Annotated in this window: 13 protein-coding genes; 8 read left to right on the forward strand and 5 right to left on the reverse strand. The window is 74.8% G+C overall.

Annotated features, from left to right (window positions below):
* Positions 1-21 precede the first annotated feature (21 nt).
* Positions 22-564, reverse strand: coding sequence for a 2'-5' RNA ligase family protein (locus tag ACIQKA_RS05725; RefSeq protein WP_390106410.1), 543 nt, complete (start codon positions 562-564; stop codon positions 22-24).
* A 137-nt stretch (positions 565-701) separates the two neighbouring features.
* On the opposite strand from ACIQKA_RS05725, the gene ACIQKA_RS05730 reads away from it, so the two are divergent.
* From ACIQKA_RS05730 to ACIQKA_RS05740, 3 genes are read left to right on the forward strand one after another with little or no spacing between them, the layout of a single operon-like run.
* A complete protein-coding gene (locus ACIQKA_RS05730; protein ID WP_383429968.1) occupies positions 702-956 on the forward strand; it encodes an HU family DNA-binding protein in 255 nt (84 codons plus the stop codon).
* A gap of 15 nt (positions 957-971) precedes the next feature.
* Positions 972-1,385: an SRPBCC family protein gene (locus ACIQKA_RS05735; protein WP_391095111.1), complete on the forward strand. Its 414-nt coding sequence runs from the start codon at positions 972-974 to the stop codon at positions 1,383-1,385.
* 21 nt (positions 1,386-1,406) lie between these two features.
* A complete protein-coding gene (locus tag ACIQKA_RS05740) occupies positions 1,407-2,675 on the forward strand; it encodes an ABC transporter permease (RefSeq protein ID WP_402540090.1) in 1,269 nt (422 codons plus the stop codon).
* Between the two features lie 45 nt (positions 2,676-2,720).
* On the opposite strand, the gene ACIQKA_RS05745 is transcribed toward ACIQKA_RS05740, so the two are convergent.
* From ACIQKA_RS05745 to ACIQKA_RS05755, 3 genes are all read right to left on the reverse strand, one after another.
* Positions 2,721-3,407: a hypothetical protein gene (locus tag ACIQKA_RS05745; RefSeq protein ID WP_402540091.1), complete on the reverse strand. Its 687-nt coding sequence runs from the start codon at positions 3,405-3,407 to the stop codon at positions 2,721-2,723.
* A gap of 18 nt (positions 3,408-3,425) precedes the next feature.
* Positions 3,426-3,983 carry a hypothetical protein gene (locus tag ACIQKA_RS05750; RefSeq protein ID WP_383153536.1) on the reverse strand — a complete coding sequence of 186 codons (558 nt, stop codon included), beginning with the start codon at positions 3,981-3,983 and terminating at the stop codon, positions 3,426-3,428.
* 76 nt (positions 3,984-4,059) lie between these two features.
* Positions 4,060-5,109, reverse strand: coding sequence for a GlxA family transcriptional regulator (locus tag ACIQKA_RS05755; RefSeq protein WP_383153538.1), 1,050 nt, complete (start codon positions 5,107-5,109; stop codon positions 4,060-4,062).
* Positions 5,110-5,233: 124 nt separating this feature from the next.
* Between ACIQKA_RS05755 and ACIQKA_RS05760 the strand changes: the two genes are divergently transcribed.
* The 3 genes from ACIQKA_RS05760 to ACIQKA_RS05770 all read left to right on the forward strand — a co-directional run bounded on the left by ACIQKA_RS05760 (position 5,234) and on the right by ACIQKA_RS05770 (position 8,134).
* A complete protein-coding gene (locus tag ACIQKA_RS05760) occupies positions 5,234-6,157 on the forward strand; it encodes an NADP-dependent oxidoreductase (RefSeq protein WP_383153541.1) in 924 nt (307 codons plus the stop codon).
* Positions 6,158-6,303: 146 nt separating this feature from the next.
* Positions 6,304-7,071, forward strand: a complete 768-nt coding sequence (locus ACIQKA_RS05765) for an SDR family NAD(P)-dependent oxidoreductase (RefSeq protein ID WP_402540093.1) — start codon at positions 6,304-6,306, stop codon at positions 7,069-7,071.
* 166 nt (positions 7,072-7,237) lie between these two features.
* A complete protein-coding gene (locus ACIQKA_RS05770) occupies positions 7,238-8,134 on the forward strand; it encodes a DMT family transporter (protein ID WP_383153546.1) in 897 nt (298 codons plus the stop codon).
* Between the two features lie 15 nt (positions 8,135-8,149).
* On the opposite strand, the gene ACIQKA_RS05775 is transcribed toward ACIQKA_RS05770, so the two are convergent.
* The gene (locus ACIQKA_RS05775) at positions 8,150-9,544 is read right to left on the reverse strand and encodes an STM4012 family radical SAM protein (protein ID WP_402540255.1); all 1,395 of its coding nucleotides are present in this window, start codon (positions 9,542-9,544) and stop codon (positions 8,150-8,152) included.
* A gap of 264 nt (positions 9,545-9,808) precedes the next feature.
* Here ACIQKA_RS05775 and ACIQKA_RS05780 point away from each other — a divergent pair, with 264 nt between their 5' ends.
* Together ACIQKA_RS05780 and ACIQKA_RS05785 are read left to right on the forward strand one after the other, a co-directional pair.
* A complete protein-coding gene (locus ACIQKA_RS05780) occupies positions 9,809-10,915 on the forward strand; it encodes a DUF1152 domain-containing protein (protein WP_402540094.1) in 1,107 nt (368 codons plus the stop codon).
* Between the two features lie 189 nt (positions 10,916-11,104).
* Entirely contained in the window at positions 11,105-11,614 is a 510-nt protein-coding gene (locus ACIQKA_RS05785; RefSeq protein ID WP_383153552.1) for a hypothetical protein, read from the forward strand.
* Positions 11,615-11,628 lie beyond the last annotated feature (14 nt).

Genomic DNA, 11,628 nt, shown 5'->3' on the forward strand with positions numbered 1-11,628 from the left:
TCCGGCCCGATCGGGCCCTCCCTAGGGCGCCAGGCCCTCCACCGTGCGCGTGACCGAGTCGTAGCTGCGGGCGGCCGTCCACGCCCCGGTCACGACACCCGCCGGCGTGCCGGCCGACGAGGAGAACACCTCGTCGGCCGGCACGTCCCAGGAGGCGTCCCGTCCCCGGCCGAGGGTGACGTGGGGGACCCAGCGGGCCGGATCGAGGAGGGGGTTCGGCCTGCCGCTCTCCGGCGCCTCGCGCAGGATCCGCCACACCGCTCCGTGCAGCCGGAGCAGCGCGTCGTCGGGCCGTACGGCCCACGCCAGGACCCGGACCCGGCCGGAGAACCGCACGAACCCGTCGAGGCGCAGGGGCACCGGCAGCGCCTCCGCGAGCGCCCCGAGCAGCCGGGCCCGCACCTCGGCGGGCAGCGCGTCGGCCGAGGCGAGGGTGAGGTGGGGCCGGTTCGTCGGGTGGCGGTGCCCGGCCAGGCTCGGCAGACCGGCGTCCGCCAGCCGCCGCCACGCCTCCCGGACGGCCCGCTCGGTCACCGGGTCGGGCAGCAGTTCCACACTGTGCACACGGACAGCCTACGGCGGCGCGCGCCGCGTGCGGGGTCGCCGTGACGGTGTGACGATGAGGATCCCGGGCGGCGGCGACCGGCAGGTGGTGAGGTCGCCGTTCCGCCGGTCTTCCTATCGAGGAGTGGGTGCGTCGCATGGACAGGTCCGGACTGATCGAGGCGGTCACGCGCAGGGCGGCGGACGGGGAGGGTCCGTCGTCCGAGCAGGTCGGCCGGATCGTCGACGCCGTGTTCGGCACGGTCGAGGAGGCGGGCGCGATCGCCGAGGCGCTCAAGGAGGGAGCGACGGTCACCCTCCTCGGGTTCGGCAGCTTCCACGACGAGGACGGCGAGGTGGGCCTGCGGCCGGGCAAGGCCCTCGAGGAGTTCGTCCACGGCCGGGTCGGCTGAGGACCGGACGCACCGGTGGCGGCCGTGACGCTGCGGGCCGAGGGCCCGGCACCCGTCGAGGACGTCTGGGCCCGCTACGCCGTGCCCGCCCTCTGGCCGACGTGGTCGCCGCAGATCAGGACGGTCCGCGCGGACGGCTTCCGGATCGCGCCCGGCATGCGCGGCGAGGTCGTCTCGTTCCTCGGCGTCCCCGTGGGGTTCGTCGTGGAGAGCGTCGACGAGGAGCGGCGGCGGTGGACCTGGCGGGTCGCGCTCGGCCCGGTGCGCCTGCGACTGCGCCACGCCGTCCTCGCCCGGCCGGCCGGATCGGCCACGACCCTGCGGATCGAGGGACCGGCCGTCGCCCTCGCGGCGTACGCGGGACCGGCCCGATGGGCTTTGGGGCGTTTGGTCCATGGAAAGGGCAGAGATCCCTTTCGGTCGCATTAGTGTCGGATTAGTGTGGAGATCATGCCCGACACGCACGACGACGGCCCCCCTCCTTCCCGCGACGACTCCACGGACGGCTCCTCCCGCGGAGGTTCCCCGGAAGGCCCTTCCCGCGACGGCTCCCCGGGCGGTTCTCCCCGTGGCGGCTCCCCGGACGCCCCTCTCCGCGACGGCCTCCCGGACGGCTCTTCCCGCGAGGTCCTTCCGGACGGTGGTACGGAAGGGGAGGACGGGCGAGCCGCGCCGCCGCACGGCGCCCACGGACGGCCGCCGAGCCGGTCCGAGCGCTGGGCGGCGTTCGCCCGTTCGCCCTTCCTCCCGGCGACCGTGCTGGTCCTGATCCTGGCCGCGGCGGCCGCCCTGTTCGCCGGCTCGTACACGTACACGATGGCGAACCCGACCCCCCGTCACATCCCGACGGCCGTCGTCGGGGCGGCGGACTCGCCCACCGGCAGGACGTTCACCGAGGGGATGGAGCGGGCGCTCGACTCCTCGCTCGAACTGCGGCCCTACCGGACGCGTGCCGGGGCGCTGGACGCGGTGAACGAGCAGGAGGTCTTCGCCGTCATGACCCTGCGGGACGGCCGCGTCTCCTTCGACGTCGCCGGCGCCTCGGGGGCCTCGGTGGCCCAGCTCCTCGTGGAGTCGGCCGTGGAGGTGGGCCGGGCGACGGGAGTGCCGGTCGCGGTGGCGGACGTCAAACCGCTCCAGAAGGGCGACCCGCGCGGCCTCGCCCTGTTCTACGTCTCGCTCGCCGCGGTGATCATCGGGTTCGTGGGAGCCATCCAGCTCAGCGTGCACGCGAAGCCGCTGAACCCGGCCGAACGGATCGCCTTCACCGCGCTCTACGCCCTGCTGGGCGGGTTCGCCATCGCCGCGACCGTGGACTGGCTGCTCGGCGCGCTCGACCTGCCGTTCGTCGAGTCGTGGCTGATCCTCGCGCTGACCATGTTCGCCTCCGGCATGGTCTTCTCCATGTTCAACACCCTGATCGGGCGCTGGGCCATGCTGCCGACCTGGGGACTGATGGTGCTCCTCGGCAACCCCTCCTCGGGCGGAGCGGTGTCCTGGCCGCTGCTGCCGTCGCCGCTCGGGCACATCGGCCAGTGGCTGCCGCCGGGCGCCTCGGTGAACGCGCAGCACACGGCGGTGTACTTCGGAGGGCACCAGCACCTCTTCCCCTTCGTGGTGCTCGCGGGGTGGGCGCTGGTGTCCTCCGCGGTGTTCTGGGTGTGGCGGCACCGCCACCCGGGCGGACGGGAGCGGGGCGGGGCGCACGCGGCGCTGTGACGCCCCGTGCCGCCCCGCCCCGCTCCCGTCGGCGCCGGCCCCTCTCTACCGCTGCGGCGTCGAGGTGGTCAGGAGCCGGTTGAAGAAGGACCGGTACTCGCGCAGTGCCACGCGAAGCGCCTCCGTGTCGGCCTCCCGGCCCTCGCTCCACTGCCCTTCGAGGGTCTGCTTGTGCTCCGCGAAGGCGGCGGCCAGCGTCTTCATCACGTCGGCGACGAGTTCGTCGGCCGAGTGGACCGCCTCGCGCGGGTCGTCGACGAACCGGCCCTGGACCTCGCGCCAGCGTTCGCGGTACGCCTCGCCGTCCGCCGCGTTCAGCAGGTCCGGTACGTGCTCGTCGTCCCCGTGCCCGACGGCGCCCGACAGCGGTCCGGGACGGACGCCCGCCTCCTCGGGCTTCGGGGGCTGGACGGGACGGCGGGCGTCCTGCCCGGGAAGGGCGGGCTCCGCCGCCGACGACGCGGTGCCCCGCCCGGCGGGGACGGGCGACCGCCCGGCCGTCACGTCCCGGCCCGGCGCCTCGTGCCGCTCCGCCTTCTCGGACGGGCCGGTCTTCTCGAACGGGCCGGTCTTCTCGGACCGGTCGGCCGACCCGGACCGTTCCGCCGCTTCGGACCGCTCCGTCACACCGGGGCGGTCGGCCGCCTGGTGCCGGTCCTCGCGTCCGTGCCGGTCCGTCGTTCCGTGGGTTTCGGCCGCCGCCTCGCGTTCCGCCGTGTCGTGATCGCGCATGTGTTCCACCTCCGTGGGTCAGGACCGGCGGGAGCCGGCCGGCTCGTCGTCGGTGAGCAGGTCGTCGAAGAGGGCCCGGTAGTGCACCATCGCCTCCCGCAGCTGTTCGGTGGTGGCCGAACGCGAGGAGCTCAGGGCGTGCACCTCCTGGGCGGCCCGGTAGTGCTCCAGCGTGCGGCCGTGCCGCACGGACAGGTCGCGCATCCGCTGTTCGTGCCCCTCGGTGGGGTAGCCGCGCTCGTGCATCAGGGCGGTCACCAGCCGGTCGGCCTCGTGGACCGCGCCCTCGGGCGCGTCGACGAACTCCTCCTGGAGCTCCCTCCACCGCTGTGCGTACTGTTCCCTCGTGCCGCTGGGCAGCGGCTTGATGTCCAGTTCCTGGTAGCGCCGCTCCCGGGCGTCGAGGTCCTGTTCGGCGGCCCGCCTGCTGCCCGTCTCCTCGACGGCCCGGTCGTACTCGGGTCCGAACCGGTCGCGCAGACGCGCCCGTCGCCGGTGGTTCACCGCGGCGACGGTGACGAGCGCGACCACCACGACGGCGGCAACGACGATGGCCAGGACGATTCCGGTCGACATCGACTCGCACCTCTCGCTGTGTCTTGTCCGTAGCACCTCGGCTGCCCTGAGCCCCGTGCCCCAAACGGACGCGACGTCACATCCCGTCCGGGCCGACCGGGACCGTGTCCGCGCCGGCGCCGAAGGCGCGGCGGTAGGCGGCGGGGGAGACGCCGAACGCCGTCCGCATGTGCGCGCGCAGGGAGTTGCCCGAGCCCAGGCCGGCGCGGTGGGCGACGAGGTCGATCGGGAGGTCGGTCGTCTCCAGGAGCTGCTTGGCGAGTTCGAGGCGCTGGGCCGTGAGCCACTGCACGGGGGTCAGGCCGACCTCGTCGCGGAACCGGCGGGTGAAGGTCCGCAGGCTCATCCGGGCGTGCTCGGCGAGCCGGGCGAGGGTGAGCGGTTCCGCGAGGTGCTCCAGGGCCCAGGCGCGGGTGGCGGTCGTGTCGGCCAGGGTGGGCTCCGGGACGGGTCGGGCGATGAACTGGGCCTGTCCGCCGTCCCGCCAGGGAGGCACGACGCAGAAGCGGGCGGTGCGGTTGGCGGTCGCGGCGCCGTGGTCGCGGCGGATCATGTGCAGGCACAGGTCGACGCCCGCCGCCGCCCCCGCGGAGGTCAGGACGTCGCCGTCGTCCACGAAGAGCACGTCCTCGTCGACCCTGACCTTCGGATAGGCCCGGCGGAACTCCGGCGCCAGGTTCCAGTGGGTGGTGGCCGGCCGGCCGTCGAGGAGCCCGGCGGCGGCGAGCACGTACGATCCGGTGCAGATGGACACCAGGCGGGTGCCGGGCCGGATCGCGGCGACGGCCGCGGCGACCCCGGGCGGCAGCGGGCCGCCGAGGACCAGCTCGGGCATGGCGTGCGTGGGCGGGACGATCACGGTGTCGGCGCTCGCGAGGGCCTCCGCGCCGGCCGCGGGCTGCACGGTGAAACCGGCGTCGCTGGGCACCGGGGCGCCGTCGACCGTGCAGACCGTGACCTCGTAGAGGGAGCGGCCCTCGGAGTCCACGGCGCTGCCGAAGACCCGGGAGGGGATGCCGAGCTCGAACGGGGGCACGCCGGGGAGCGCGAGCACGGCGATCCGGTGCGGCGCCGCCCGGGCCCCGTCCCGCTCGTTCCGCACCGGCCGGTCGTGTGTCGTTCCCATGGCCGGATCCTGTCACATAGTGGCCGGACGGCCAACACCACGGGCGGGCGCCGCACCGGATCGTGGACCCGTCGCCGCGGAAGGGTTCCGGGGCGCACGATCGAGACGGAAAGAGGCGGACGGCATGCGCGCGGTGGTCGTGGAGCGGTGGGGCGGTCCCGAGAACCTGGTCGAGCGGGACGTGGAGCGTCCCGGGCCCGGCCTGAACGAGGTCCTGGTGCGGGTCCACGCGGCCGGGGTGAACCCGGTGGACTGGAAGACCCGCGCGAGCGGGGCCCTGATCGGCTGGGGCGCCGTCCCGGCCGTCGGCTGGGACGTGTCGGGCACGGTGGAGGCCGTCGGACCCGGCGTGGGGCACCTCCGCCCCGGGGACGAGGTCTTCGGCATGCCGCTCTTCCCCCGCCAGGCGGGCGCCTACGCCGAGTACGTGGTGGCCCCGGCCCGGCACCTCGCCCCCAAGCCCGCCTCCCTGACCCACGTGGAGGCCGCGGCGCTGCCGCTGGCCGGGCTCACCGCCTGGCAGGCCCTCGTGGACGCGGCCGACGTCCGCCCGGGGGAGCGCGTCCTCGTGCACGCGGCGGCCGGCGGGGTGGGACACCTCGCCGTGCAGATCGCCAAGGCCCGCGGGGCGCACGTCATCGGCACCGCGAGCGCGGCCAAGCACGCCCTGGTGCGGGAGCTGGGCGCGGACGAGGTGGTCGACTACCGCGAGGTCCGCTTCGAGGACGTCCTCCGGGACGTGGACGTCGTCCTCGACGGCATCGGCGGGGAGACGGCCGAGCGCTCCCTGAAGGTGCTCCGCCCCGGGGGAAGGCTGATCACCCTGCCGGGCCCGGACGACGTCCCCGCCGCCCCGGAGGGCGTGCGGGCGGTCTGGGTCCTGGTCGAGCCCGACCACCTCGGCCTGCGCGAGCTCGCGGCCCTGGTGGAGCGCGGGGAGCTGCGGCCGGTGGCCGACACCGTGCTTCCGCTCGCCGAGGCGGCGAAGGCCCATGCGATCGGCGAAGAGGGCCGCACCACGGGGAAGATCGTCCTGACGGTCTCCTGACCGACCGGAGAGCGGGGGCGGGGGCGGCCGGGGCGGGGACGGCCGGAACGAGCGGCGGTCGGGACGCAGGGCGGCCGGTGCGGGAGGCGGTCGGGGGCGGCGTGCAGAATGCCGGACGGCACGTCCCCGACCGGAAGGCATCCCCCATGAACCTGCCCGCAACAGGCCGCCGCGTCCTCGTCAGCGGCGCCTCCCGGGGCCTCGGCAGGGAGGTCGCCCGGGCGTTCGCGGCCAACGGCGACCGGGTCGCCGTCCACTTCGCCTCGCGCGCCGAGGAGGCCCGGGCGACCCTCGACTCCCTCGAAGGGACGGGGCACGTCCCCGTCGGGGGAGACCTCGCGGATCCGGCGACGGCCGCGACCGTGGTCGACGCGGCGGCCGGGGCGCTCGGCGGGATCGACGTGCTGGTCAACAACGCGGCGGTGAACCTCCGCCACCCCCTCGCCGAGACCCCGTACGAGGAGTGGGTGGAGGTCTGGCGGCGGCACGTCTCCGTGAACCTGCTCGCGACCGCGAACCTGAGCCACCTCGCGGCCCGCCGCATGATCGACCAGGGCTCGGGCGGACGGATCGTCAACATCGGCTCCCGGGGCGCCTTCCGCGGCGAACCCGACCACCCGGCCTACGGCGCGACCAAGGCGGCCGTCCACGCCCTCGGCCAGTCCCTCGCGGTCTCCCTCGCCCCGCACGGGATCGCCGTCGCCTCGGTCGCGCCCGGCTTCTTCGCCACCGAGCGGGTCTCACCGCGCCTGGCGGGCCCCGAGGGGGCCGCGATCCGCGCCCAGAGCCCCTTCGACCGGGTGGCGACCCCCGCCGAGATCGCCGGGGCGGTCCTGTGGCTCGCCTCTCCCGCCGCGGAATGGGCGTCCGGCTCGATCCTCGACCTCAACGGAGCGTCCCACCTGCGGAGTTGACCACCCGGTGTGGCCGCCGGAGCACCGCTCCGCCGGGAGGGACGTGGTGCGAAGGCACGGGATCGGCGGCGCACGGGGCGCGGATCTCATGGTTTTCACCAGGGGCCACCGCCGTGCGGGTCCGGATACGTTCGCGCCGTCCGTACGTGCTGGGAGGGGAGTCGGCGTGAAGGCCGTGGCATTCGTACTGGTGGCGGCGGTCCTGTGGGGCACCGTGGGACCGGCGCAGATCTGGGCCGACACCGGGGCGCACCCGGTGTCGCTCGGTGCCGCCCGGATGCTCCTGGGCGGGTTCGTGCTCACGGCCCTCATGGCGCGGCCGGCCGGACTGCGCACCCTGCGGCTGCCCGGGACGCGCCGGTGGCTGGTGGTGAGCGTGCTCGTCACGGCCGCCTTCCAGGTCTGCTTCCTCCAGGCGGTCGAGCGCTCCGGGGCGGCGCTGGCGACGGCGGTCGCCTTCGGGACCGTGCCCGTGGTCGGCGGGGTGTGCGGGCGCCTGCTCTCCGGCGAGCGGCCGTCGCCGCGCTGGGCGGCGGGCACGGTCTGCGCCGTCGCGGGCATCGGCCTGCTGCTCCTCCCGAGCGGCGGAGGCCGCGCGGACGCGCTCGGCGTCGTGTACGGGGCGGCGGCCGGAGCGAGCTTCGGCGTCTACATCGCCGCCACCAAGGAGCTGGGCGCGCGCGGGGCCGACCTGGACGCGGCTGCCCCGGTCAGCGTCCTGTGCGCCGGGCTGCTCGTCTCCCCGTACCTCCTGATCGCCCCCGAGGGCCTGGCCACGGCGCACGGCGCCGCCCTGGTGGGCTGGCTGGGGCTCGGCACCACCGCGCTCGGCTATCTGCTCTTCACCCGGGGGGTCGGCGGGCTCGCCGCCGCCACGGTGGGGACGCTGAGCCTGACGGAGCCCCTGGTCGCCACGGTGCTCGGCGTGGCGCTGCTCGGCGAACGGCCGGGGCCCCTCGCCGCCGCCGGCGCCGCGCTGCTCCTCGGCGGACTGGTCACCGTCTCGGTGCCGGAGCGCCGCCGGACTCCGGAGGAACACCTGCCGGAGTCCGTCGGGCGCTGACCGCGGTGGGCGGCGTCACCGGTCCCGGTAGGCCCTCATGTTCTCCCGTACGGTCGCGGAGAAGAACATCGGTCCGATCCCGTCGGCCCTGGCCATCCCCTCCGGGGTCGGCCGGAGGACGCCGCCGCCGTCCCGCAGCCAGTGGCGTCCCAGGAGGGTGTCGAGCTGCGGGGCGAAGTCGTCCTCGAAGCGGGTGCCGAACCGGCGTTCGTAACCCGCGGTGTCCAGGCCCGACGATTCCAGCAGGTGCTGGAGCACGTACATCCGGCGCCGTTCGTCCTCGTCCATGCGGAACGCCCACTGCGCCCGCCGGAACCGGTCGCTCGGGGTCGCGACGTACGCGTCGATGATCCGGCGCACCTCGGGCACGGCGACGGCGTAGTCGGTCGTGTAGTGCAGGTCGGTGGTGAAGGAGCGGGCGCCGACGCCGAGGCCCACCATCCCGGCCTGCTGGTTGTACTCGCCGATGCTGCTGCCGGCGGTGTCCTCGACGGCGGCGGTGCCGATCCGGCGGAAGACCCGCATCGAGGTCTGCTCGTAGCCGGCCGAGAGGAGGCGGTCGCGGCCGTAGCGGTACAGGCGCAGCCGCTGGTCGTCCCAGGCGGCGGGGGTGGTGGCGTGACGGGTGCTCAGCCCGGTCAGCGGGCGCACGTACAGGGGGTAGAGGTAGATCTCCTCCGGCTCCCAGCCGAGGGCGGCGTCGAGAGAGATCTTGAAGGTGCGTTCGGTCTGGCCGTCGATGCCGTAGATGAGGTCGATGTTGAGCACGGGGAACCGCGCGTCCTTGAGACGGGCGAGTGAGGCCTCGACCTCCTCCCGCTTCTGCGGACGGACGGCCGCGCGCGCCTCCTCGTCGACGAAGCTCTGCACGCCGATGCTCAGCCGGGTGGCGCCCCGCTCCGCCAGCACGGCGAGGCGGTCGGCGGTCGCGGTGGCCGGCGAGGTCTCCACCGACCAGGAGGCCGTTCGCAGATCGACGCCCATGACGTGCTCGGAGATGTCGCAGAGCCGGATGAGTTCGTCGGCCGTCAGATAGGTCGGCGTGCCCCCGCCGAAGGCCGCGAGGGTGAACCGTAAGGGCCTGCCCTGCGCGTCCAGGGCCTCTCTGGTGACCCTCGCCTGTCGCTCCAGGGTGTCGAGGAAGGCCCCGGTCACCTCCTCGGGGGCGCCGGTGCGGGTGAAGAGGTTGCAGAAGCCGCACCGCATCTCGCAGAACGGTATGTGCGCGTAGAAGGAGAGGGCGTCGAGGCGCTCGCCGGCCCACAGGTCGCTCAGGAGCGGACCCTCGTCGAGGAGGCGGTAGGCCTTCTGGTGGGGGTAGGCGTACACGTACTGCTGGTAGGGACCGTCGGTCTCGGTCTCGGTCCCGGTGTCGGGGAGGGAGGGCCGGGTCGACGGCGGCGGAAGCATGACTGGCTTGCCCATGACGGGATGTGACTCGCTCTCGGAAGACGCTGTCACGGTGCGTGACAGATCGGGACCCTAGGGCGACCTGCGTGCCGACATCTGTAGTGCGAAGGCCAGAAAATCGGTTCCGGCGTGTGGAGTTTCGTCTGCACTTTTCGCGAAGAGGGGCCTTTCCTTCCGAATGCCCCTGTTCGTACGGCGGTCGAGGGGGCGGAACCGTCCGGTCCGGGTGGCGGGGGAGACGGGCCGTGGAGTTGGGTGTCCGCCATGAAGCGACTTCTCATCGCCGCGGGCGGTGGCGGCGACGCCATCACGGCGGCCATGGTGCACGCGGCGCTGTACGGTCCCGACGCCCCCGCGCTGGTGCTCACCTACGCCTGGGAGAGGCTGGTCGTCGACCCCGTTCCCGGGCCGCGCGGTGCCGCGGACTTCACCGGCCTCCTCACCCCCGTGCCGGGGCTGCACCTCGTCACCCCGCGGACCGCGCCGAAGGCCCCGGCCGGCTCGCTGCTTCCCCGCCTGGCCGCGCACCTGCGGCCCGCCCTCGGACTGCTCGACCCCTACGGGGGCACGCTCGGCCTCGCCCGCCAGATCGACGCGGCGGCCCGCTGGTGCGGAGCCGACCGGATCGACCTCGTGGACGTGGGCGGGGACATCGTGGCGCGGGGGGACGAGCCGACCCTGCGCAGTCCCCTCGGCGACGCGCTGGCCCTGGCGGCCTGCGCCGCGACGGGCATCCCCACGACCGTGTACGTCGCGGGGCCCGGCCTGGACAACGAAGTGCCCCTGCCCGCTCTGATGCCCCGCCTGGGCGAACCGGCCTTCACCCTCGCGCCCGAGGACACCGACGGCGTGCTGGCCGTCTTCGACTGGCACCCCTCGGAGGCCGGCGCCGTGCTCGTCGCGGCGGCCCGGGGCGTACGCGGCGTCTGCGGCACCCGCGACGCCCCCCGCCCCCTGGTCCTCGACGACTCGGCGCGCCAGGTGCACCGGCTCACCTGCGCGGAGGCGCTCCGGCTCAACCCGCTGGCGGGGGCGCTCGGCCTCTGCTCCGGTCTGGAGGCCGCCGAGGAGGCGTCGTACGAGGTGTGCGGCTTCTCCGAGATCGCACGCGAACGGCGCCGTGCCGCGACCGCGCCGGCCGTGCCGCGCCCGCGCCCGCCCGCGGACCCCGGGACCCTCCTCGTCCGGTTCGGACGGTGGGAACGGTCCCGGCTCGCCGAGGGCCTCGACTACGTCACCACCCGCAGGATCACCGAAGAACTCGCCCTCGCGCCGCTGGAGGCCGACGACCTCTACCGAAACCTGAGGGCGGGGGCGCCACCGCGCCGCGTCCCCCCTCTGTGGCGCCTGGCGGACGTCCGGGGAACGTGAGCCTCCGGCGGCGGCGCCCCTGTGCGCCGGCCACGAGCGCCGGGGCCGCCACGGGGCCGGATCGGTCCTCGGCGGACACACGATCGGCGGAAGCGGAAGAGCGGTAGGAGCGGGACAAGCGGTAGAAGCGGAAGGAACAGCGGAGGAAAGAGCAGCAGGGGGAAGAGCAGCAGAGGCAGGAGAGAACGCGTGACGCCCTCGCACACCCCGCGCCCGTCCGGCCGGTCGCCGTCCACGCGCACGCCCCGCCGGTCCCCGTGGCTGCGCCTCCTGCCCGGCATCTCGTCCGAGCGCCGCGGCTTCGTCCTGGCGTGGTGGGGCTTCGCCCTCACCTTCGGCGGAATGCGCCTGCTCACCTGGCTGATCCACATCGACGTGGCCGGGATCGGTGACGTGCGGGCCGGTGGCGTGCACATCCACCACTACGTGTGGGGGATCCTGCTGCTCGCCGTGGTGGGGGCGGCGGGCCTCGTGGAACGCTCGGCGCGCGCGCGTGCCTGGATGGGGCTCGCCTACGGCGTCGGCATGGCCCTGGTCGTCGACGAGGCGGCGCTGCTGATCAGCCTGGAAGACGTCTACTGGGACACCGACGGCTGGGTGAGCATCGCCCTGGCCCTCGCGGTGATCGCCGTCGTGGGAGGAGTGCTCGCCGTGACGCGGGGGAGGCGGACGCCGAAGCGGGACCGGGGCGACGGCTGAACGGTCCGGCGGCG

The sequence above is a fragment of the Streptomyces sp. NPDC092045 genome (assembly GCF_044756005.1).
Lineage (GTDB): Bacteria > Actinomycetota > Actinomycetes > Streptomycetales > Streptomycetaceae > Streptomyces.

Excerpts from the sequence above, each read along its gene's own strand:
- ACIQKA_RS05775 (WP_402540255.1), bottom strand. The coding sequence starts at position 9,544 with ATGCTTCCGCCGCCGTCGACCCGGCCCTCCCTCCCCGACACCGGGACC.
- ACIQKA_RS05745 (WP_402540091.1), bottom strand. The coding sequence starts at position 3,407 with ATGCGCGATCACGACACGGCGGAACGCGAGGCGGCGGCCGAAACCCAC.
- ACIQKA_RS05780 (WP_402540094.1), top strand. The coding sequence starts at position 9,809 with ATGAAGCGACTTCTCATCGCCGCGGGCGGTGGCGGCGACGCCATCACG.
- ACIQKA_RS05730 (WP_383429968.1), top strand. The coding sequence starts at position 702 with ATGGACAGGTCCGGACTGATCGAGGCGGTCACGCGCAGGGCGGCGGAC.
- ACIQKA_RS05750 (WP_383153536.1), bottom strand. The coding sequence starts at position 3,983 with ATGTCGACCGGAATCGTCCTGGCCATCGTCGTTGCCGCCGTCGTGGTG.
- ACIQKA_RS05760 (WP_383153541.1), top strand. The coding sequence starts at position 5,234 with ATGCGCGCGGTGGTCGTGGAGCGGTGGGGCGGTCCCGAGAACCTGGTC.
- ACIQKA_RS05740 (WP_402540090.1), top strand. The coding sequence starts at position 1,407 with ATGCCCGACACGCACGACGACGGCCCCCCTCCTTCCCGCGACGACTCC.
- ACIQKA_RS05755 (WP_383153538.1), bottom strand. The coding sequence starts at position 5,109 with ATGGGAACGACACACGACCGGCCGGTGCGGAACGAGCGGGACGGGGCC.
- ACIQKA_RS05765 (WP_402540093.1), top strand. The coding sequence starts at position 6,304 with ATGAACCTGCCCGCAACAGGCCGCCGCGTCCTCGTCAGCGGCGCCTCC.